Below are 22,975 nucleotides of genomic sequence, written 5' to 3' on the forward strand. Positions count from 1 at the left end.
AGCTTTTTTACGCGTTCATTTCCTGTTGAATGGCTCTTTCGAGTTCCCCGGGATGCTGAGTGCCTATAATGTAAACCAGTCCATCACGATCTGTAATCCTTACGGCGTCACGGCCGCCGGCATAGAAGCGTATTTTTCCTTTCTGGTGGAGATTGTAAACCGGGTTGTTGATAAAGAAATTACTGTATGGCCCACGCTCTACATGGACAATGCTCTTTAAATCTATCTTGACAAGTTTAGTGGTCCACAGGCCATCGAGCATAATGCTTTTGTTATAAACAGTGGTGCGAAAGTGAAGCATAAACATCATTATCACAGAGATGATGATAATGCCAAAACCTGCGATCAGGAAAAGTTCGCCGTTTCGGTCGCGTTCGGTGTTTATGTAGTAAGCAATGAAACAAAACAGCACCAAAACCAGCCGGATGCTTATACGCGGATAGTCGCGGCCGATGTATTGCTTTTCAGTGAATGCGGGCTTATTCTCCATTTTTTTTCAATTCGAAGATAACAACTTTTTTCGTCTCACCAGTTAACCGGTAACGGTTATCGCTTCGGTAGCCAGCTACCCAAAGAATATCGTTATTGCCATTAACCAATACCGGAATAAGATGTTTCTCATGAAGCGCAATCTTTTCTGAGATAAAGAAATCGCTCAACTTCTTGCTTCCCTTCATTCCGAATGGAACAAAGTGATCGCCCTGTTTCCAGGCCCGTAATTTTAATGGATATGCTAATTTATCGGCGTCAAAATATCCAAAACGGGCGTCTTTGTTAAGATTAACCTCATCAAAAGGTTTTTCCGATTGCTGAATTAAGACGTTATTCCAGTTTATTTGAGAGATATTTTTAGTCACGATCTGCTCAATTCCTGCGTCCTCTTTTATTTCGGTCAAATATAGAACGTTGCGATCTAGATACAAACGATGTGTAGATGATTCAAAAATTTTGCCCGGATGCGAATTAAAACAAGCTATAAGATCATCAAGTACGGCTTCAGTAAAATTATACGGCTTAAAAAGCTCAAATAACAATAGCGGCAAGGGATCAAGTTTTCGCAATTCGGAAACCGAAATTGTTGTTTTCTTATCCTCCCGTTCGAACAGAGAATTCCTGAGCATTTTTACATGGTTATTTAAAAATCGCTCAGCAGCGCTGAAATGCCTGCTGTTTATTTCGAATGTTTTTTCGAGCTGAGGGTTCAGTTCTTTTAATACCGGCAAAACGAGGTGGCGGATCCTGTTTCTGGCATATTTCGTCGAAGCGTTTGAAACATCATCCCGGTACGTAATATTTTCAGATGTCATTACATCATCGATGTCTTTCCTGGTAAGAAAAAGAAGCGGACGAATCAGCTTTTCTCGTTTAGGCAAAATACCGTGAAGTCCGCTGAGGCCAGTTCCACGGACAAGATTTAGAAGAACGGTTTCGACCTGGTCGCCTCCATGATGTGCCGTTGAAATATAGTCGTAACCAAAATCTTTGCGAATCTCTTCGAACCAGTTGTATCGCAGCTCGCGCGCCGCCATTTGAATCGAGATCTTGCTTTCGCTCGCTTTTAGCTGAGTGTCAAACCGGGTACTGTAGAATGGAACATCCATGGAAGCTGCCAACTCTTCACAAAATGTTTCATCGTCTTCAGAATCTTTGCCCCGCAGCTGGAAATTACAATGCGCGATTCCAAATTTATGGCCAGCTTCGTGGAATAAATGAGCCATCAGAACAGAATCACGGCCGCCGCTAACAGCAAGTAAAATCCGCTGTGTGCTATTAAAAAGCTGGTTGTTATCAATGAAATCTTTAAAGGGTTTAAGTGCCAGCATCAATCAAAATTATTTAATTTAATATCCATCGCCAAAAAACTAATTTTACAGCGTGAAAAAAGCGGCTCTTCTATTCTTTTTTTTAGGTACTTTCTTACAATCTTATTCTCAGGAAATCAAACAGGTACATCTTGATCGTTCGGATGTATTGAAAGGAATTGGAAAAGGATTGATGCGTGTGATCAGGCCCGTTTTTTCGCAGGAAGGCACAACGCTTGGCGCGGACAGCGCCAATTTCAATCAGGATGCGAACACCTTTGATGCTTTTGGCCACGTGGTAATCACACAGCCTGATGGGACTGTTATTTATTCAGATCTGCTTAATTACAATGGAAATACGCGAATCGCTATTCTGACAAATAACGTAAGGATGGTGGACAAGCAAGGAGCAACATTAACGACCAATCTGCTTACCTACAATATGTTTACCCGCATTGGAACCTATACGAACGGTGGTAAAATTGTAAATGGGACCGATATTCTGACCAGCAAAAATGGCTATTACTTTGCTAATTCGCGAGATGCATATTTCAGGTACAACGTTGAAATAAATACAACCGATGCATTGGTAAAGGCCGATACCATGAAGTATAACAGCAACACCAAAATCGCAAACTTCTTCGGTCCAACACATATTTACAGTAAATCAGATACTGTCTACACCGAAAACGGCGATTATAACACTATCACCAGGCAGGCAAATGGATATAAAAACAATTTGTACCAGCAGGGAACTAAGTTCCTGAAAGGCGACACCATTTTTTATGATGATATAAGCGGGTTTGGACGTGCAAACAGAAATGTGGTATTTACCGATCTTGGCAAAGATCAGATTGCTATGTATGGACAACTGGGAACTTACCGGCGGGCGGATACAAGCGCGCTTATTACAAAAAATCCTTATGTAATTATGGTTACCCGCGATTCGGCCAAAACTGATTCAATATGGCTTACCGCAGATACCTTATTTACGAAGGTTGTTCCGAAAAAGGACTTTAAGGCAGCCAATAGGGCGGTCTTTAAAAGTAATGAAGAGTTAGAGGACGCTGTGGAAGAAGGCGGACGGCAATCCAGCGAGGCCGGACCTGGCGACGATCAACCTTTGCCAAAGCGTCTTACGCAAGCCGAAACACCTAAAAAGGAAGAAGAAAGACCTACAAAAGAAAAGAGAAAAAATAGAAAAGGTAAAGAGCCGCAGAAATTTATAACCGGCGCTCAAATCGATTCCCTGGCACGGTCGGATAAGGATCCCTACCTGAGAGAAGATACGACAAAAAAAGAAGTCGAAGAAACTGCGAAAGAAAGCTCGCCGGCGATTGATGCAAAGCAGAAAGCAAGATTAGATAGCATAAAAAAAGACTCTGTATTACGCGCTTCAGACACTACGAAAACACGGATAGTACTCGCTTACCACCATGTGAAGATCTTTAAATCAGATTTACAATCGAAATGCGATTCTACTTTTTACAGTTATGCTGATTCTATCATCCGGAATTATATAAATCCGATCGTTTGGTCGCAGGGTTCGCAGATGACAGCTGATACTATTTTTATGCAGCTGAAAAATCAAAAGCTCGACAATATGGTGCTGCAGCATAAAGGGTTTATAGCAAGCATTGAAAAGGATTCTGTTAAGTACAACCAGGTAAAAGGAAAACTGCTGACCGGCTTTTTTAAAGAAAATAAACTCAACACGATGTATGTGGATGGAAATGCCGAGAGTATTTACTATAGTCGCGACAGCAGCGGAATAACCGGAATGAGCAGAACAATCAGTAGCCGTATGCGGATAAAATTTCTCGATAACCAGCTGGAAGGAATTATGCTTATCAGGAAGCCGGAAGTAAATTATTACCCGATCGAGCAACTTGAAAAGGACAGAGAGTTTTTAGAAGGATTCGTCTGGCGGCCAAAAGAACGTCCGAAGTCGAAAGAAGAAATTATTCCGACCTTAAAAAAAACCAAGCCTCGGGTTGTGCCTAAAAAAATGCCGCCTAAAAAGACGACCAAACCTGTTGTAGCACGTACCGTGAAAAAATAGATTATGTTGGGCATGCAACCGAAAGCAATTACTAAGCGTGCCAAATCCGGGCAGCGATTATAACATCGATAAACAAGGAGGGGCTTATTTCTAAGCCCCTCTTTGTTTATTTTATCACCTCAACGTCGATATAACTGTCGTTATAAACGGTGTGCGTCGCCTTTATAAAGTCATCGGCGTTTGCTTTATAAATGTTTGGAACAAATTTCTGTGGATTACGGTCAATCAAAGGAAACCAGGTGCTCTGCACCTGGATCATAATGCGGTGCCCTTTTTTGAAGGTATGCAGTACGTCCTGCAGTCTGAAGTTTACGTCGGTTTTTTGTCCCGCTACGAAAGGTTCCGGGTTTTCAAAGCTATTTCGGAAACGGCCACGCATTGCCTCCGAGCGAACCATCTGCCAATAATTATTTAATGTGACATTTTTATTTGGCATGTATGGATTGTCTTTCTCATCGGCTGGATAAACGTCTATTAGCTTCACCACCCAATCAGCATCGGTGCCTGTTGTGCTTACTTTTAGTTTGGCGGTAATTTCACCTCCCAGTGTAATATCATCTGTCAATACTTCACTTTGAAATACTAATACATCCGGACGGCGCCCGGCAAAGCGCTGATCTTCGCTCATGTAATTAAACGGCGTAAAACCAATAGTGCTGGGGATATTTTCGGTATAAGGAACCGGCTTCAACGGATCACTTACGAATGAAACCGAAGCAGCAGTACCACCCTGATTATTCGTTAACTTGCCATCAGCATTTAAAAAGAGCTTTTCATGAGCGGCGTTTTTAGCCGGCCAGGCAGCAAACTGTTTCCATTCTTTTATTCCGGTATCGAACATATAGGCTTCCGGCAACCCGGTTTTTCCGTCGCCTGCGCCTTTCAAAAAGTGATCAAAAAATTTAGCCTCAATATTGCGCTGATAGAAGGTTGCAACGCTGTCACCAAAATAAATATCATTGTGCATGGTGTGGCCTGTTTCGCGCGACCAGCGGCCATGCCCAAACGGACCTTCTACAATGGTGTTGTAGGCGTTCGGATTTTTCTTTTCTATAGTTTTGTAAATATTCAACGGCCCGGAAAGGTCTTCCGCGTCAAACCAGCCGCCAACAGTCATAACCGCGGGCATTATTTTACCGTAATGCTTAAGCAAGCCACGTTTCTGCCAGAAATCGTCATAGTTTGGATGATTCACTGTTTCCTGCCAGTAAAAGTTATCAGCATAATATTTTTGAGCATTCTTCAACGGCCCCAGGTCATACAAAAATTGATACCCATCTTTCGTCCCCGGATCAATCATTTTATACCACGCCCTGCTGGTTGTATCCTGCTTCTGAATTCCGAATAATGGAAATGTGAAAAAGTATGATTCTATAAATGCTCCGTTATGATGAAAATCGTCGAAAAAGAAATCCGAAATGGGAGCTTGTGGCGACGATGCCTTTAACGCCGGGTGATTGCTTAATATACCGGCTGCCGTGTAAAAACCAGGATATGAAATACCCCATTGTCCGACACGGCCGTTATTACCCTTTATGTTTTTTATAAGCCAGTCGATGGTGTCATAGGTATCAGAACCTTCATCAACGTCTTTCTTGCTTTTTTTATTGTCAATAACAGGAGTCATATTAGTCCATTGACCCTCACTTTTCCAACGGCCGCGAACGTCCTGGTAAACGAAAATATAACCCTGCTTCATCATTGTTTCTGATGGCCCAAGGCTTGGCTTAAATGCCTCTGCGCCGTAAGGAGCAACACTGTAACAAGTTCGCTGCATCATGATAGGATATTTCCTGGACGTGGAAATATCTTTTGGAATGTAGATCGATGTAAACAGTTTAATGCCATCACGCATTGGGATATAAGTTTCAACCTTACGGTAATTGTCTTTAACATATTGAGCCGATGACTGCGCAAAGCCATGGCAAAGTGCGAAGACACACATAAATAGTAGGAGAAATCTTTTCATGTTTTAATTTTGTCGCAATTTAAAATTTTAAGGCCTATCTGTGCTGCTCGTAATAGGTTTGTTTCACAGCCGAGTTCAGATATTTAAACTGGTCGCCAGTTAAATGATAAAACGACGCAGAAACAGCGTCGTCTAATTGCTGAAATGTGTGCATGCCACAAACAGCCGATGCAACTACGGGATGGTTCAATATAAATCTTAAAGCAACATTAGCGGGAGATTGATTATTTACAGTCTTAATCGCAGCGGCTGCGTTTGCGACGATCTCACTGGTAAGATCAAGGTAAGCTTTCGATGGTTTATTTACCAGCAGGCCCTGGGCCAGGGCGCCGCGACTTAATACACTGATTTGATTTTCCTGAAGTAGCTCAAAGCAGCTTTCTTCCGGCCGGCGGTCAAGCAAACTATATTGCATCATCACGCTGACGATGTTTGAGCGGCTTACATACTCACGGATAACATTCGGCCTGATAGAAGATATACCATACTCCCGGATTTTGCCTTGTTGTTTCAGCAATTCAAACGCCTCAATGGTTTCATCAATGGGATCATCAAGCGTGCCGCCATGTAACTGATAAAGGTCGATATAATCGGTTCGCAGCCGATTCAGGCTTTCGTCAGCAGCTTTTAAAATATATTCTCTGGTCGGATTCCAATCCCATCCACTTCCGTCGGGGCGCCATTGATTGCCAACTTTTGTCGCTATCAGAACTTTTTTTCTTCTGGATTGCAGAGCCTGGCCAACCAGTTTTTCATTTTCACCCTTATCATACAGATCAGCGGTATCGAAGAGATTAATTCCCTGATCTGCGGCTTTGTTCAACAATATCTTTGCATCAGCCTGTCCCGGTTTGAGGGACATGCATCCGAAGCTGATCTCGCTAACATGAAGACTTGATTTTCCGAGTTTGTTAAGTTTCATATTGACTTAAAAACAATTTAATAACGATACCGGCACTGAAGGATCAGGATCGATTTGTTTTCAATTTTATGTTAAGCCGTTTAGCATAAAATAATGATTTTTTTGAAGGTACAAGCTGTTGTAAAGTATTCAAGCCAGCGTTTTCAAATACTCTACCATTTTCCTGATAGCAATTCCTCTGTGACTTATACGATTCTTTTCCTCTGCATTCATTTCGGCAAACGTTATATCATACCCATCCGGCTGAAAAATAGGGTCGTAGCCAAATCCGTCGTCGCCTGCCTTCTCATTCCGTATTGTTCCATGTACTGCTCCCTCGAACAAATGCTGTTTACCATCAAGCATCAGGCTAATAACTGACCGGAAGTTCGCTTTCCGGTTTTCAGAGCCTTTTAATTTTTCAAGTACCAGCTGAAGATTAGTTTCGCTGTCGCGGGAGCCCGAATAGCGGGCCGAGTAAACGCCGGGCGCACCATTGAGTGCCTCAACTTCCAACCCCGAGTCATCGGCAAAGCAATTTATGTGATGCGCTTTGTAAATGTATTCCGTTTTTTGAATCGCATTTTCTTCAAATGTATTTCCCGTTTCAGGAATATCGTCCAGGCAATTAATATCTTTTAATGTCCGTAACTGGAACTTATCGCCGATCAAGGCCTGAACTTCGGCCAGCTTATGTTCATTGTTGGTGGCAAAAACAAGTATCATTAGGTAGCTATTATAGGTTTTTCATTACGTTCCAGAAAGTGCGCTTTTTACTAATGTCAGAAAGCATTTCTTCCATTGAATAGCTGGCTAAAATTTTGACGTTTTCGTGAGTGTGCAATTCGTTTCCGCCGAAAGCCGGAAGTCCGATTTGTTGGGGTGGTATGCCGAACAGAACCAGCTTACTGCATGCAAAAAAAGACTTTAGGTCTTTAAACAAGGCCGTTGGATACTTAGCCAGGTTTACAATAGACACGTCTTTAAGCTCCAGTTTTTTTGCACTTAATATCCCATTTAAAGCTTCCATTGCTTCTGCGCTGAAAAATTTATGGTTTTCATTGTTGCAGAGAAATAATACAAACTTGTCATTCTCACCAAGGAAATCAAATGATGGCCTTTCTTCGGGAGTTGCCGCTATTGCTGTCGGAATTTCCTGGCCGATATTTGCCGTCGCAGTGGTTTCGAGAGCTTCGTCGTTTTTCAACGAATAAATATCCTCAGTCAAAAAAAATTTTAAAGCTGTAGGGTTTGTTGTGATTAGTGACATTCTGCCTGCAAAGATAGCTGATTGTGTTTTGTTAAAAATAGTTAAAAACGGTTGTAGGGGCTGATAAAAGTTTATTTTAGTAGCGCAAAATTTCAATGCTTTATTTCGATGTAAATATTTGCAGATTATCACGCAATTACTGATTTATCTGATAATTTTGCGATTCGAAACAGCCGGATGTAATTGAGTGTAAGCCGGCAAGTATATCATGTAAGAAACAGAATGAGAAAGACTTTAGGAATACTTTTACTAACCGTTATAACATCCACCAATCTTTTTGCACAAAAAACTTTAGATAAAATTGCCGCTGTAGTAGGTGGTGCTGTAATTCTTCAGTCGGATATTGAAAATCAGTATGCGCAGTACCAGGCTCAGGGCAATAAGCCAGACGAGTCTGTGAAGTGTTATTTTCTGCAGCAGCAGCTAACACAAAAGTTATTGTCGCAGCAGGCGGTAATCGATTCAATTACCGTTACTGATGAGCAGGTTGATGATGAAGTGAACCGCCGTATGCGTGTTTTTATTCAGCGGGCTGGCGGGCAAGAACGATTGGAGCAATTTTTAAATCGTTCTGTTCTCCAATATAAAGACGAGATCAGGCCTGACGTTAAGGAACAGCTTGTTGCTAATAAAATGCAGGGCAAAATTACCGAGAAAGTTAGCATAACGCCACTGGAAGTGAAGCGTTATTACGAGCATATCCCGAAAGACAGTCTTCCTTATTTCAATACAGAAGTAGAGGTTGGTGAAATTGTTGTAAATCCGAAATTAACTAAAGCCGAGAAGGAAAGTTTTCATGACAAGGCTGAAGCTCTGCGCTTACGAATTAAAGGCGGCGAAGATTTCGCGACCCTTGCCAGGCTATACTCACAGGATCCGGGATCAGCAGGAGATGGTGGTGACCTGGGCTTTTTCGACCGTACCGTTATGGCGAAAGAATTCACGGCGATGGCATTTAAATTAAAACCGGGAGAGCTGTCGCAGGTGTTTGAGACAGAATTTGGTTTTCACATTTTGCAAGTAGTTGAACGGCGAGGAGAGCAGGTTCATGCCCGACATATCCTGATAAAGATTGATCCTCCGGCTTCAAGTCTTGCCAGGGCAAAAGCGCATATCGATAGTATCTACCAGGATGTGGTGGCTAAGAAAATCCCTTTTTCTGCCGCGGCATCTTTATACTCAGATGATAACGAGACGAAGTTTAATGGCGGAATGATGCTTAATGCCGAAAACGTATCGGCGCGTACCACATATATCCCAACGGATAAACTTGATCCAAGTATTTTCCTTGCTGTTGATACCATGAAAGTTGGGAATTATTCCAAACCCGAGATATTTACAGCTCGTGACGGCAAACAAGGCTATCGTTTTGTGTATCTGAAATCGAAAACGGGGCCGCATAAAGCGAATCTGGACGAAGACTTTGCAAAGATAAAGGACGCCGCGTTTGAAGATAAAAATAATAAAACAGTAAGTGAGTGGTTTGAAAAGCGAAGGAAGTCTACTTATATCCGGATTGATCCGGAATATCAAACTTGTCCTCAGCTAAAAATCTGGACTACGGCGCAAAACTAATTTCAACAATGAATTATATGAAGGAGACTGTCAGAAAATATTTGGCAGTCTCTTTTTTTTATTAGATTTAGCAACATCTTACTAAAAAAACACGTTTTGCAATCTTAATAACCCGCTCAATTTAAATGAAACAATTCGGATCCGAAACTGAAGCAGTAGATGCACTTGCGGAATCATATAGGGAAATACGTCAGGAAATAGGAAAAATAATTATCGGGCAGGATGACGTTGTTAAATCGGTACTTATTTCGATTTTCAGCAATGGCCATTGCTTGCTGGTTGGCGTACCGGGACTTGCAAAAACATTGCTGGTACATACCATTGCGCAGGTTCTTGATCTAAGTTATAACCGCATACAATTTACTCCCGACCTGATGCCTTCGGATATTACCGGATCAGAAATTCTGGGAGAAGACCGCGCCTTTAAATTTATTCCCGGTCCGGTGTTTTCCAACATCATCCTCGCCGACGAGATTAACCGTACGCCGCCAAAAACTCAGGCTGCACTGCTTGAATCGATGCAGGAGAAAATTGTAACAGTTGGCGGACAAACGCATCATCTTCCTCAACCGTTTTTCGTGCTTGCTACGCAAAACCCAATTGAACAGGAGGGAACATATCCACTTCCGGAAGCACAGCTTGACCGTTTCATGTTTAATGTCATGCTCACATATCCCTCTTTCCAGGAAGAATTGCAGGTAGTAAAAAATACGACCTCGAACAGGAATGTAGAACTAAAAAAGGTTTTAACAACCGACCAGATACGTTATTTTCAGCAATTGGTTCGTACAATACCGGTAACGGACAATGTACTGGAATATGCAGTTTCGCTTGCCGCAAAAACGCGCCCCGGAACATCTGAAGCAACCGATGACGTAAATAAGTTTCTAAGTTGGGGTGCCGGGCCAAGAGCATCGCAATTTTTAGTGCTTGGAGCCAAGTGTCATGCAGCAATAAACGGGAAGTATTCGCCGGATAAAGAGGATGTTCAGGCTGTCGCAGAACCAATTTTACGACACCGGATAGTTCGGAATTATAAAGCTGAGGCCGAAGGAATAAGCGTTGAAAATCTAATACGAAGATTGCTTTAATCCTCCACAACAGGAATTTCGCTTAAAAATGCTGTCTTGTGTTCATCGGCATAAACTCCGTAAGCATCAACAAGCAAGCCCTTCTGGCCGCTGTTGCTTTCAATTGCGTAAAGGACGGCACTGTCATCGGGGTTCGTCATTCCTTCAAAGCGGTAAACTCCGGTAATTTTGAGATCCGACGGATTCAAGGTTTGGCTAATACTGTTGCAATAAAGGCAGGAATCCTTAAAATCGAAATCATCGGTATACCCCCGGCTTTGAAGATCAGACATAGCTTGTGACAAAGTATCGTAAGTAATTCCTGTATTCATTGTTGATGTATTTATTTTTTAAAGCTAAAATAACATAAAATGAACCATAAACGCAGTATTCTGATGATTTGTTTTCTGATGCTGATCATCGGGAAAATAGTGGCGCAAAAAAAGGAAAATTATGTAATGGTAATCCATGGAGGCGCTGGAACTATTCTGAAATCTTCCATGACGGCAGAAAAAGAGCTGGCCTATAAACAGGCACTTAGCTCCGCTTTACAAGCCGGATATGATAAAATCAAATCGGGCAAACCAGCGCTGGATGCTGTTGAGGCAGCAATAAGGATCATGGAAGATTCGCCTCTTTTCAATGCCGGCAAAGGCGCGGTTTTTACTCATGATGGAAAGAACGAGCTTGATGCGGCAGTGATGGACGGAAAAACGCTTGCGGCCGGCTCTGTTGCCGGTGTCACCACTATTCGGAATCCCATATCCGCAGCACGTGCTGTTATGGAAAAGTCGGAGCATGTTATGATGGTTGGTGCCGGTGCTGAATCTTTCGCAAAGGAAGCTGGCCTTGAGATTGTCGATCCTAAATACTTTTGGACAAAGGAACGCTGGGATGGGTTGCAGAAAGCATTAAAAGAAGATTCGATTAAAGCCATGCAAAATAAAAAGGGGCAGCTGCTGGGTACAGAAAATCACGATAATAAATTTGGAACGGTTGGTGCTGTCGCATTGGATAATTCAGGAAATCTCGCCGCCGGAACATCTACGGGCGGGATGACCGACAAAAAGTATGGCCGTGTCGGCGATGCACCTATTATCGGTGCAGGCACCTACGCTAATCAAACGGTTGGAATTTCATGTACAGGCTGGGGCGAATTTTTTATCCGTAATGTAGTCGCTCATGACGTTGCAGCGTTGATGGAATATAAAGGGCTTTCGCTGAAAGATGCAACAAACGAGCTGATATGGAAAAAGGTACCTAAACTCGGAGGTGACGGAGGATTGATCGCTCTTGATAAAAATGGACATGTCGCAATGCCATTCAATACCGAAGGCATGTACAGGGGAACAGTCACAAAAGATGGAAAAATTGAAGTGTTTATCTACAAAGAATGAATAAAGCCTGGTCTAGCTGGCGGGCATGAAAACTTCAAAAATTACATTCCATTCAAAACCTGGCTGCACTTCCCAGATACGGAGGTAATTGTATTTAATGATTTTTCCCGTTTTGATATTGGTTGTTGTAGCTGTGCCATAAGTATAGGCCAATTCGCCGCTATATGCCCTATCAGCTTTCACCGGTTGCGTGTTTAGCCTGAAAGGCTGTTTTGCCCAAAATGCTTCGACTGCTTTTTTACCGATTATCGGTTCCTGACCTTCGAAAAGCAAGCGTGTTTCATCCGTTAAAAATTCGTTATGGGCTATTTTGTTATCAGCTTTCAAAATCGTCGCGTAAAGCTGATCGCTGCTTAACACGATATCTTCCCTCTGCTTTAACCTTGCGTCAGAATGCTGGTGAATAAACCGTTCACCGGTAGGGTTGACAAAAGTTAGTTGAGGCTCCTTTGTTGGTTTCCGGTGAGAAACTCCGCAATCAAGCGCCAGCTTCCAAACGCCTTTTTCGTTTCGTTTCCAAACAGAAAGGTAGTCGCTGTAATATGCCTTACTCGTGTCACTTTGTTTGTAAATCCCCCAACCGGATGTAAATCCCCAATCGTTACTTTTGGATATTTTAGCAAATACCGGCTCCCATTGAAGGATGGCCGAATCTGCAGGTTTGTCTTTGAAATACTCTTGTAATTTAACGGGGCCTGGCCTGAAAATAACGGATTCGTTATCCGAAACTGAAAGGAAGCCCTTTTTTATTCCTTTTTCTTTGACGAGAGCAGCGAAATAGTTCTCCTGTGATACTAACTGGCTAACTTTATCGGTCGTCTGTGCCAACAATCCCGCCGATGGCAAAATTATCACAAGCAGTGAAAAAAATAATTTCATGAGAGTTTTAACGCTTCGTTGTGGCAAATGTTTACGCTTTGCTCCAGGTAGTTCCTTCTTTACCGTCTTTAAGCTGAATACCGAGCTCCTGCAAACCGTTACGAATCCGGTCTGAAGTTGCATAGTCCTTATTGTTTTTGGCATCCATACGCATTTTAATGATGAAGTCCATTAATTTTTCGAGATCGTTGGTTTCATTCTGTTCGTCCTTAAGTCCAAGAACGTCGTAAACGAAATCTTTAATCAATAACTGAAGTTCGTCGAGATTTTGCTGGTCAATCTTCGATTTGCCGTCGTAAACACTATTGATTATCCTTACCACTTCAAATAATTCCGCGATAAGAACAGGGCTGTTAAAATCGTCGTTCATGGCACGAACGCATTTTTCCCTGATAGGAGCAATCGCTGCGTCTGTCGTTGTGGAGGGTTTAAGCTTGTCAAGTAATGCAATCGCATTCATTAACCGTTTAAATCCTTTGTCAGACGCTTCGAGAGCGTCATTAGAAAAGTCAAGTGTGCTTCTGTAATGTGCCTGTAACATGAAAAATCTTACCGTCATCGGCGAATAACCGCGACTAAGCAACGGATGATCCCCTGTAAAAAGCTCCTGAGGTAAAAAACCGTTTCCGGCAGATTTGGACATGCGCACGCCGTTAACTGTGAGCATGTTGGTATGCATCCAGAATTTAGCGGGCTGAGTGTGGTTGCATGCCTGGGACTGCGCTATTTCATTGGTATGGTGCGTTGCCGCGAGATCCATTCCACCGCCATGAATATCGAAAGTTTCACCGAGATATTTGCTGCTCATTGCTGAACACTCGATGTGCCAGCCGGGAAAACCCCAACCCCATGGTGAAGGCCAGCGCATAATATGCTCGGGCTTTGCTTTTATCCAAAGTGCAAAGTCCAGGCGCCCTTTTTTTTCATCCTGTCCACCGAGGTCGCGTGTATTAGCCAGGAGGTCGTCAAGCTGCCTGTTGGTAAGAATCGTATAATTATATTGCTGGCAGTACTTTTCTACATCAAAATAAACGGAGCCATTGATCTCATAAGCATAACCATTGTCGATGATTTCTTTAACCATTTCAATCTGTTCTGCAATATGGCCGGTCGCAGTAGGCTCAATGCTTGGCGGTAACGTATTAAAAAGACGCATCATATCATGAAACCCGATGGTATAGCGCTGCACGATTTCCATAGGTTCCAGCTGCTCAAGACGTGCCTTTTTTGAAAATTTATCATCTCCTTCATCACGGTCACCTTCCAAATGACCGGCATCGGTGATATTACGGACATATCTTACTTTATAGCCGGCATGCAGCAGGTATCTGTAGATTAGATCAAATGACACAAATGTGCGGCAGTTACCCAGGTGGACATCACTGTAAACGGTAGGCCCACATACATACATTCCTACAAACGGCGGGTTGATAGGTAAAAAGTTTTCTTTTGTTCTGGTAAGTGTATTATATATAACCAGCTGATTGTCCATGGTGCAAACATAGTAATTTAGGCGGTTTATTTGGCACGTGGAAGCATCAGGAGGTCACTTCTGACGGCGTAATGATCGGAGAGCTTTTTTTTGATAACTTGATAACTTTCCACGTTGAGATCTTTACTGGCCAGGATAAAATCGATCTGAAAGTTCGGAAAATCGCCGTTATATGTAATGCCCGGCCCGCTGCCTTTTTTTTGAAAGGCGTTGTTCATGTCATCGGCGAGATAGTTTACCGCATAAGAATTTGGGGTGTCATTAAAGTCGCCGCAAAAAAGATAAGGTTCATTCCAGCCTGAAGCGTGTTCTTTCAATACTTTAACCTGCATGCTTCGTTTGATAAAGGCTTGCTTAAGGCGGCTGCCGATACGCCTCGACGATTTCACGTTAGCTTTGATTTCTTTAACCTCATCAAGGTATTTGTAGTCCTCAGGCTGGAAATTGATCGACTGCAAATGCACGCTATAAAATCTTACCAGGCGGTTTTTATACTTAATGTTTGCGTAAATCGCTTCATTTCCCTTGTATGTTTCAGGAAACGTTATGTGCCCACTGCCGGCTATCGGGTATTTTGAAAATATAGCCAGCCCGCTTTCTTCAAAGTCGTTTCCTGTACTTTTAAAAAAATAGAAATAGTCGGCGCCCATCGCTTCACGAACCAGTTTTTTAAATTGATATTTTCCTTTGGGACGAGCGAAAAATTCCTGTATACATAAAACATCAGGCTTTTCTTCCTGGATGATTTGTAAAATCTGATCGCGTGTGGAAGTGTCGAGTTTTGAATCAAATTTCTTAAAGAAGTGAACATTATAGGTCATTACCCTCAATGCATCGCTTTTTATCGAATTTTCGGCGGTTGATTTTCTAAATCCAATATTAGCAGTGAGTGAATTGTACCCTATTAAAATAGCCGCAAGAGGAATCAGCATATATAGTGGCTTCCTGAAAAGCCAAAAGAGAATTAAAAGAAGGTTAGCGGCTAAAAGTAATGGGTAAGTTAATCCAAAAAAAGCTACCGGCCAGAACATCTGTGGATCGATATATTTCGCTATATAGGAAACAAGTATACAGGCAACGCTAACGCAGGTGATCGTCAGCATCAGCTTATCGAAAAATTTAAGAGATGATTTTTTACGGCTCGTTCTTTTTGCTGGCATTAAATAATTGCTCCTTCTCAAATTTTGTTAAACTGTCATAGCCAGACCTGGATATTTTATCAAGGATGTTGTCTATCACGTCCTGGTCCGGAATGTTTCCCCTGCTTGCGCTTTTATTTTTTCGAACAACTTTCAATTTGCTTCTCTTAGCAAAAATCTTGCTCCAATCGTTGCCGCTCTGAAGCTGTTTGATGTAGATGAAACCAAATAAAGCGCCGCCTAGGTGTGCAAAGCTGCCGCCCGGATTGCTTAGTATGTCAATGAGGCTTAAAATGATATACCCGATCGCAAGATATTTTAAGCGAACCTCACCAAAGAAAAGCAGCATAATTGAGTAATTGGGCAGTAAAGTCGCCGTGGCAACAACAACTGCCATTACACTGGCGGATGCTCCTATCAGCGGTGCTGAGAATTGAACGTCATTTTTAAATGCCGGTAAAAAATTGAATGCGAGGATGAATAGTAAAACACCCGCTAGTCCTCCAGCGAGATAAACGAACACAAATTGCCGTTGCTTCAGGAAATCTATAAAAATTTTGCCAAGCCAGAACAACCAAAGCATATTGAAAAGAATATGCAAAAAATCAACATGAGTAAACATGTAGGTAAGAGGCGTCCAAAATTTTAGGGCCAGCGTTGGTAAGTAAGCAGGAGCTGCCAACTGCATTGTTAGCCATTGACTGATTTCCGTGTGCGTGCCGAAGATAAACTCGCCGACTGCAATAAGCTTAATAATCAGGAAAACAAGCACATTAATGCCAATGAACAGGTTTAGCCTGTTTCCTGAATCCCAGATTTTATACCTGAAGCTGTTCATTTTACTGAATAATTAATTGAGGCGATGCAGCTTCCAAACCTTAATGATGATGAATCCGAAGAGAGCTCCGCCGAGGTGGGCAAAATGTGCTACCGAATCACCTGAGTATTGTGCTACACCTAAATATAATTCCAATACAATATACAACGGAACTATGTATTTTGCTTTGACTGGAACCGGTATAAACATCAAAAAAAGTTCAGCATTTGGAAAAAGCATCCCAAATGCGATTAATATCCCGAATATAGCACCCGAAGCACCTACAACCGGCCCGTAATAAATCGCCTGAAGCGTTTCTATCTGTTGCGGCAAAATTGATGCGGGCAGGCTTTCGGGAACACGAACTGAACCGACAATTTGAAAAACTTCAAATGCCTGGACCGCAAACTGCAATACAAGAGCACCAATACCGGTAATAAAATAGAAGTTCAAAAAACGTTTGGGCCCAAGGACATATTCCAGGGTGGGGCCAAATGAGAAAAGGGCGAACATGTTAAAGAAGATATGTGCCCAGCCACCATGCATGAACATATAGGTGATTACCTGCCAGATTTTAAAATAAGGAGACGCTGGATAAAACGCTCCGAGCCATTGAAGTAATGGCAGATTTTTAAAAATTAATGTAGCGAGAAAAAAAATAATATTTATGATAATCAGATTTTTGGTAACGACCGGGATATTTGAAAAAGGAGATGATCTGAAAGCGCTCATATAGTTTTTTGTGTGTTATTTTTCGAACTTTTGTAAAAGCTCTTCTAACGTAAAAGTAAGTATAATGGGTTTGCCCTGTAGCGAAATATTTGGCGAATCGCATGCAAAAAGTTCATCGATTAAAGAGTTTCGCTCCTCCTGGGATAATTGTGTTCCGGCCTTAATTGACGAATTTCTCGCCAGTGTCCGGGCAAGATTATCACGTTTGTCTAGTTTTAATGCAGACATATTGTTTTTAAAACCTTCCATTAAATGTTCCAATACTTCAGCTTCACTGATCGAGGAACTGATATCGGCAGGAATTCCTTCAACTACAAGAGTGTTTCGGCCAAATTCCCTTACCTGGAATCCAAGCGCCCTGATGTCGGGCAACAACTCTTTTACCAGTTCGAAATCTGATGGACTTAGGGAAACTGTTTGCGGAAAAAGACTTTGCTGACTGGCGCCCTGACGGCTCTCAAGCTGTTGCAAAAAACGTTCATAAAGTATACGTTCGTGTGCAGCCTGCTGATCGATAAGCATAAATCCCGATTTAATCTGCGATATCAGGAAGCGGTTGTGCAGTTGAAAAATTTGCTTTTCTGCAGGTTTTTGGATGCTCTCAGAAATGTTTTCTTCGGGCATAGCCATTTGATGCTGTGTATAAGCAGGATTTTCAACTATCTCGTAAAGAGAGCCCCAGTTTTTACTCCTTTCCTTTTGTTCGAAATTTCTTAAAAAGGGTAGTTCCCGTTCGTTCTTTTCTTCTGTTTTGAAAGGATTGAAATTTGGGTTGAAACTAATTTGCGGTGGTACTATATCTTCGGGCGACTTCGGGGTTATCATATTGCTGAATCCTGTCTCCTGGTCAAAATCCAAAGAAGGTGTTATATTATACCGGCCTAATGATCGTTTTACGGCCGAGCGTATAATTGCATAAATCGACTTTTCATCCTGGTACTTAATTTCTGTTTTGGTTGGATGTACGTTAATATCGATTTTCGCCGGATCAATATCGATGAATAAAACATATAAAGGATAACTGTCATCAGGCAGCAATTCCTGGTATGCCGTTAAAACCGCGTGGTTGAGATAAGGGTCCTTGATAAAGCGGTTGTTAACAAAAAAAAACTGTTCACCCCTTGTCTTTTTTGCAAACTCAGGTTTTCCGATAAAGCCTTTTAAATTGATTATTGAAGTTTCCTCTTCAACCGGAACAAGTTTTTGGTTATAAGCATTTCCAAAAAGATGGACAATGCGTTGTTTCAGAGATCCTGGGGTAAGATGAAATAGTTCATTCCCTTCGTGATGGAGGCTGAAAAATATACCGGGATTTGCCAGGGAAACACGTTGAAACTCGTCAATAATGTGACGCATCTCCACGGGATTACCCTTTAAAAAGTTACGGCGTGCAGGCGTGTTGTAAAATAGGTTTTTAACACTGGTGCTTGTTCCGGCTGGTGATGAAACCGGCTCCTGGCTGATTATCTCAGAGCCCTCGATTTTTATACAGGTCCCGAGTTCATCGGTATGTCGCCTTGTCCGCAGCTCAACCTGTGCTATCGCCGCAATCGATGCCATCGCTTCGCCACGAAATCCCATTGTGCGAATAGCGAATAAATCATCTGCCTTACGTATTTTAGATGTCGCATGGCGTTCAAAGCACATGCGGGTATCTGTTACACTCATTCCGCAGCCATTGTCAATCACCTGAATTAACGCTTTTCCGGCATCCTTTAATATCAATTGGATTTTATCAGCTCCCGAATCAATCGAATTTTCAATTAATTCTTTAACTGCTGAAGCAGGCCGTTGAACGACCTCGCCGGCGGCAATTTGATTAGCAACAGAATCGGGTAAGAGCTGGATAATATCTAACATCATAAACAAACAAAGTTAGATATTTTATACGCTTAGTGTTTTTTAATTAGCAATTGATTTTTGTCAATTTTGTAATGATAATGTCGCTTTGTGAATAATGTGTTGATTTAATATTATTTTTTTAAAGCCTTTTCAATAAATACTTTGATTTTTTACATTGTTTAAAATAATCGGGAACGTTCCCGGGCTCACTTTCATTTGCATAAACGAAATAATGCTATTACCTTGAATTAAAATTCACCACCAAAATGTATGTTGTGCCTATGATGAAAATGGTACAAAATTTCATGAAAGACGATGCTTCCTGCATCAACTAAATTGAAAAAGGAGTAACCTCCAAAAAAATTATTGTGGCCATGCCACTGATGGGACTATTCAAACTAACCTAACTGCCCGGAACAACCGGGCAGTTTTTTTATGCAACAATTTTGAAGCTTTTACCTTATATAATTCTTATGAATGATATATTTAACGCTTACTGAGACAGCATGAGAACAACCTTAATCTTCGCAGCAAGTCTTTTTTTCTTTATCTCATGTAAACAAAGGCAAAAGCCCGTTGACATGATTTTTTTAAACGGAACTGTTTATACCGTAGATAGTTCATTTGCAACGACAGAGGCATTCGCTGTGAGCCGGGGCCGGATTGTTGCCGTTGGAAGTACCGATGCAATTGAAACTGCTTATTCTTCGAAAAACACAATCGATCTTGAAGGTAAAAGCGTTTATCCGGGATTCATCGATGGGCATAGCCATTTTTATCGTTATGGGGAAGGTTTGAAATCGGTAGACCTTACAGGCACAAAAAGCTGGGATGAAATTGTTGAGATGGTAAAAATCTTTTCGGAAGTAAATCCGGACGGTTGGCTGCTGGGCCGGGGCTGGGATCAGAATGACTGGCAAGCAAAAGGTTTTCCTGACAATACAGAGCTAAATAAATTATTCCCTACGCGGCCGATTCTTCTGTCACGGGTAGACGGTCATGCTGCGATAGCTAACCAGGCCGCGCTCTCTCTCGCGGGCATTACAGCCGGACAAAAAATTGCTGGCGGTAAAATCGGAACAAAAGATAAAACACTGACAGGGCTTCTTGTTGATAACGCGGTCGACCTGGTATCTGCTAAAATTCCTCCCTTTACCATTAAGCAAATGAACGATGCGCTGCTTGCAGCACAATCGAATTGCATAAAAGTTGGGTTAACCAGCGTTGTTGACTGCGGCTTGGATTATCCGATGATAAGCGTTATTGATGCTCTTCAAAAAAACAACCAGCTGAAAATGCGGGTGTATATGATGCTGTCGGATAACGAGAAAAACGTTAATTATCTGTTTAAAAACGGTGCTTTTAAAACTTCACGCTTAAATGTCAGATCTTTCAAAGTGTATGCAGACGGTGCATTAGGATCCAGGGGTGCATGTTTATTGAAGCCCTATTCAGATGATCCCTCAAACAGCGGATTCCTGTTAAGCAGTAAAGAACATTTTCAAGAGATGGCTGAAAAGCTTTATGACAAGGGTTTCCAAATGTGTACACATGCTATCGGAGATTCGGCCAACAGGCAGATTTTGAATACTTATGCGGCGGTTTTAAAAGGAAAAAATGATCGCCGGTGGAGAATTGAGCACGCGCAGGTAATTGACCCGGCTGATTTCAAAATATTTGGTGACAACAATATTATTCCTTCTGTTCAACCTACACATGCCACGTCTGATATGTATTGGGCCGGTCAGCGACTAGGCGATAAACGTCTTAAATCGGCGTATGCTTACAAAGATTTACTTAAACAAAATGGTTGGGAAGTTCTTGGAACCGATTTTCCGGTTGAAAGTATCAATCCAATTCTAACTTTTTATGCTGCGGTGACAAGAAAAGATGCGAAAGGCTATCCGTCTGGCGGTTTTCAAACAAACAATGCTCTGTCGCGGCAGGAAGCGTTAAAGGGAATGACAATTTGGGCCGCTAAAGGTAGTTTTGAAGAAAAGGAAAAAGGAAGTATTGAACAGGGGAAATACGCCGATTTCGTAATACTTGATAACGATATAATGAAGGCATCCCCACAAAAAATTTTAAAAACCAACGTATTAACAACATATATCAATGGTGAAAAAGTCTACCAGAAAAAATAATACAATGCTCCAAAAGGAAATTCAATCTATCTGTCTTTTTATATCAAGTTTCTTATTCCTGTTTTGCTCAACCGCATGCGGGCAAACCCATCAGCAAAATGAGGTCTGGCTGCAGGCTGAACATCAGGCGGAATTAAATACGGTGGTTTTAAATAATCAGTCAGGGTTGTTGCCATTAAAATCGCTCGAAGCAACACAGATAGCCAGTGTCGGTTTTGGCAATGTTTATCAGCCAGTTTTAGATAGCATCTTAAACAAGTATGAGAAAGTCGCAACCTACAACGGAGATAGTTACAGAGCCGCTGTGAACTTAAATGCACTGTTTGACGATTTAAAATTCGGTAATACATTGATTATCACCTTGACGGATGCTGTTGTTAACGACCAGAAACTAATAGACTTTTTAACTGAAGTTCAGTCTCGAAAAAAACTCGCCGTTATTTACTTTGGTAACGGCCAGAATCTGGCAAAGCTCGATAAAATCACAGCTCCCCTCATATGGTGTTCGCTAAATACCCCGCAAAGCGTCACGATAGCTGCTGAGGCTGTGTTTGGAGGAATTAAGGTGAATAATAAGCTCCAACGCACTTTTTCGGCACATTATGCTTCGGGTGTAGGTTTTTCAATTGATAAAGTACGGTTGAAATACACAGTTCCTGAAGCTGTTGGACTTAACGCTGACGATTTGAATAAAATTGATAACATAGCCAGGGAAGCGATCGCTGAACATGCTACTCCAAGCGCTGTGGTGCTTGTGGTGAAAGACGGAAACGTGATTTTTAACAAAGCATATGGATCGCATACCTATGAATCCACAACACCTACAAAGATCACTGACATTTATGACCTGGCTTCTGTAACAAAAGTATCTGCTACAACGCCAACTGTTATGCAGTTGTATGATGAAAATAAGCTTCAGCTTGACAGCACTTTAAAATATTACCTTGCTCAAACACGTGCTATTGCTGATAAAAAAGATATCAAACTACGTGAGGTAATGCTTCACCAGGCGGGCTTTGTTCCGTTTATTCCATTTTACGAAAAGTTAAAGCCGGGTGATCATAGTACCGATTCATCGGCTTTATACACAACGAAAGTTGCCGATGGCTATTTTCTGCGCAAAAATTATTACCATGATGTGATGTGGCCGGAAATGCTTCATTCAAAAGTACTTACGCGAGGTAAATACGTTTACAGCGATTTGAGTATGTATTTTATGAAAGAAATTGTAGAGGGTATTACCAGCGAGCCGCTTGACCAGTATGCGCTGGAGCATTTCTATAAACCTCTCGGAATGCAGACCGCAGGTTTTAACCCCCGGACAAGATTTAGCAAAGACCAGATTGTGCCAACCGAAAATGATACGTATTTCCGCAAAAAGTTGTTGGAAGGCTATGTTCACGACCAGGGAGCTGCAATGGTAGGCGGTGTTTCGGGTCATGCCGGTTTATTTGCTAGCGCTAATGATCTTGCCATTTTATACCAAACGTATCTCAATCGCGGTACATATGGAGGTGTTCAATATTTTAAGCCGGAAACGATAGATATGTTCACTGCCAAACAATCGGACGTTAGTCGTCGCGGACTTGGATTTGACAGATGGGATCCGGAAAGCACTACAGGATACCCCTCAAAACAGGCAACTCCTAAAACGTACGGGCATACCGGTTATACAGGCACTTGTGTTTGGGTTGATCCCCAATATAACCTGGTTTATATATTTCTCTCTAACCGGGTTTATCCAAAGGTTACCGACCAGCTGTCAACTTTAAGAATACGGCCAAGGATACAGGATGCCATTTACGATGCGATTAAGAAAAGCACTCCTGTAAATTGATTGCGTAACGCGTAAATTGACCCGCTGTAAACAATTAGATAATCTGG

The 22,975-nt window shown here is 41.9% G+C and carries 19 protein-coding genes; 6 read left to right on the forward strand and 13 right to left on the reverse strand.

From position 1 onward, the window contains the following. Nucleotides 1–7: 7 nt before the first annotated feature. Together GS399_RS12345 and tilS are read right to left on the reverse strand one after the other, a co-directional pair. Complete coding sequence (locus GS399_RS12345) at nt 8–490, reverse strand: hypothetical protein (protein WP_160844946.1); 483 nt, start codon at nt 488–490, stop codon at nt 8–10. Beyond that, nucleotides 480–1,823, reverse strand: coding sequence for a tRNA lysidine(34) synthetase TilS (gene tilS / locus GS399_RS12350; RefSeq protein WP_160844947.1), 1,344 nt, complete (start codon nt 1,821–1,823; stop codon nt 480–482). Before tilS ends, GS399_RS12345 begins: the two co-directional genes overlap by 11 nt. Nucleotides 1,824–1,875: 52 nt before the next feature. Here tilS and GS399_RS12355 point away from each other — a divergent pair, with 52 nt between their 5' ends. Continuing rightward, nucleotides 1,876–3,864: an OstA-like protein gene (locus GS399_RS12355; RefSeq protein WP_160844948.1), complete on the forward strand. Its 1,989-nt coding sequence runs from the start codon at nt 1,876–1,878 to the stop codon at nt 3,862–3,864. A 106-nt stretch (nt 3,865–3,970) separates the two neighbouring features. Here the strand turns inward: GS399_RS12355 and GS399_RS12360 are convergent, their stop codons facing one another. From GS399_RS12360 to GS399_RS12375, 4 genes are all read right to left on the reverse strand, one after another. Then, on the reverse strand, nt 3,971–5,833 hold the full coding sequence (locus GS399_RS12360; RefSeq protein ID WP_160844949.1) for a CocE/NonD family hydrolase: 1,863 nt from the start codon (nt 5,831–5,833) through the stop codon (nt 3,971–3,973). Nucleotides 5,834–5,867: 34 nt separating this feature from the next. Next, the gene (locus GS399_RS12365) at nt 5,868–6,755 is read right to left on the reverse strand and encodes an aldo/keto reductase (protein WP_160844950.1); all 888 of its coding nucleotides are present in this window, start codon (nt 6,753–6,755) and stop codon (nt 5,868–5,870) included. 129 nt (nt 6,756–6,884) lie between these two features. After that, nucleotides 6,885–7,460: a non-canonical purine NTP diphosphatase gene (locus GS399_RS12370; RefSeq protein WP_160844951.1), complete on the reverse strand. Its 576-nt coding sequence runs from the start codon at nt 7,458–7,460 to the stop codon at nt 6,885–6,887. Between the two features lie 10 nt (nt 7,461–7,470). Then, a complete protein-coding gene (locus GS399_RS12375) occupies nt 7,471–8,004 on the reverse strand; it encodes a hypothetical protein (RefSeq protein ID WP_237487936.1) in 534 nt (177 codons plus the stop codon). Nucleotides 8,005–8,226: 222 nt separating this feature from the next. Here GS399_RS12375 and GS399_RS12380 point away from each other — a divergent pair, with 222 nt between their 5' ends. Together GS399_RS12380 and GS399_RS12385 are read left to right on the forward strand one after the other, a co-directional pair. Next, a complete protein-coding gene (locus GS399_RS12380) occupies nt 8,227–9,579 on the forward strand; it encodes a peptidylprolyl isomerase (protein ID WP_160844953.1) in 1,353 nt (450 codons plus the stop codon). A gap of 125 nt (nt 9,580–9,704) precedes the next feature. After that, nucleotides 9,705–10,670 carry an AAA family ATPase gene (locus GS399_RS12385; RefSeq protein WP_160844954.1) on the forward strand — a complete coding sequence of 322 codons (966 nt, stop codon included), beginning with the start codon at nt 9,705–9,707 and terminating at the stop codon, nt 10,668–10,670. On the opposite strand, the gene GS399_RS12390 is transcribed toward GS399_RS12385, so the two are convergent. After that, entirely contained in the window at nt 10,667–10,981 is a 315-nt protein-coding gene (locus tag GS399_RS12390) for a phosphoribosylpyrophosphate synthetase (RefSeq protein WP_160844955.1), read from the reverse strand. The genes GS399_RS12385 and GS399_RS12390 overlap by 4 nt on opposite strands. 39 nt (nt 10,982–11,020) lie before the next feature. Here GS399_RS12390 and GS399_RS12395 point away from each other — a divergent pair, with 39 nt between their 5' ends. Continuing rightward, nucleotides 11,021–12,046 carry an isoaspartyl peptidase/L-asparaginase family protein gene (locus tag GS399_RS12395; protein ID WP_160844956.1) on the forward strand — a complete coding sequence of 342 codons (1,026 nt, stop codon included), beginning with the start codon at nt 11,021–11,023 and terminating at the stop codon, nt 12,044–12,046. Nucleotides 12,047–12,058: 12 nt separating this feature from the next. On the opposite strand, the gene GS399_RS12400 is transcribed toward GS399_RS12395, so the two are convergent. Genes GS399_RS12400 through mutL form a run of 6 tightly spaced genes read right to left on the reverse strand, consistent with a single transcriptional unit; the run spans nt 12,059 to nt 18,965 of the window. After that, a complete protein-coding gene (locus GS399_RS12400; RefSeq protein WP_160844957.1) occupies nt 12,059–12,925 on the reverse strand; it encodes a DUF4440 domain-containing protein in 867 nt (288 codons plus the stop codon). A gap of 31 nt (nt 12,926–12,956) precedes the next feature. Continuing rightward, the gene (cysS, locus tag GS399_RS12405; RefSeq protein WP_160844958.1) at nt 12,957–14,417 is read right to left on the reverse strand and encodes a cysteine--tRNA ligase; all 1,461 of its coding nucleotides are present in this window, start codon (nt 14,415–14,417) and stop codon (nt 12,957–12,959) included. Between the two features lie 26 nt (nt 14,418–14,443). Further along, entirely contained in the window at nt 14,444–15,577 is a 1,134-nt protein-coding gene (locus tag GS399_RS12410) for an endonuclease/exonuclease/phosphatase family protein (RefSeq protein ID WP_160844959.1), read from the reverse strand. Continuing rightward, a complete protein-coding gene (locus tag GS399_RS12415) occupies nt 15,552–16,394 on the reverse strand; it encodes a rhomboid family protein (RefSeq protein WP_202409445.1) in 843 nt (280 codons plus the stop codon). Before GS399_RS12415 ends, GS399_RS12410 begins: the two co-directional genes overlap by 26 nt. A gap of 12 nt (nt 16,395–16,406) precedes the next feature. Beyond that, nucleotides 16,407–17,105 carry a rhomboid family intramembrane serine protease gene (locus GS399_RS12420; protein WP_160844960.1) on the reverse strand — a complete coding sequence of 233 codons (699 nt, stop codon included), beginning with the start codon at nt 17,103–17,105 and terminating at the stop codon, nt 16,407–16,409. A gap of 15 nt (nt 17,106–17,120) precedes the next feature. Then, nucleotides 17,121–18,965 carry a DNA mismatch repair endonuclease MutL gene (gene mutL, locus GS399_RS12425; RefSeq protein ID WP_160845095.1) on the reverse strand — a complete coding sequence of 615 codons (1,845 nt, stop codon included), beginning with the start codon at nt 18,963–18,965 and terminating at the stop codon, nt 17,121–17,123. 563 nt (nt 18,966–19,528) lie between these two features. Between mutL and GS399_RS12430 the strand changes: the two genes are divergently transcribed. Both GS399_RS12430 and GS399_RS12435 read left to right on the forward strand, forming a co-directional pair. Beyond that, the gene (locus GS399_RS12430) at nt 19,529–21,091 is read left to right on the forward strand and encodes an amidohydrolase (protein ID WP_237487937.1); all 1,563 of its coding nucleotides are present in this window, start codon (nt 19,529–19,531) and stop codon (nt 21,089–21,091) included. A gap of 4 nt (nt 21,092–21,095) precedes the next feature. Beyond that, entirely contained in the window at nt 21,096–22,928 is a 1,833-nt protein-coding gene (locus GS399_RS12435) for a serine hydrolase domain-containing protein (RefSeq protein ID WP_160844962.1), read from the forward strand. Nucleotides 22,929–22,975: the final 47 nt, after the last annotated feature.

Source organism: Hufsiella arboris, assembly GCF_009834875.1.
GTDB lineage: Bacteria > Bacteroidota > Bacteroidia > Sphingobacteriales > Sphingobacteriaceae > Hufsiella_A > Hufsiella_A arboris.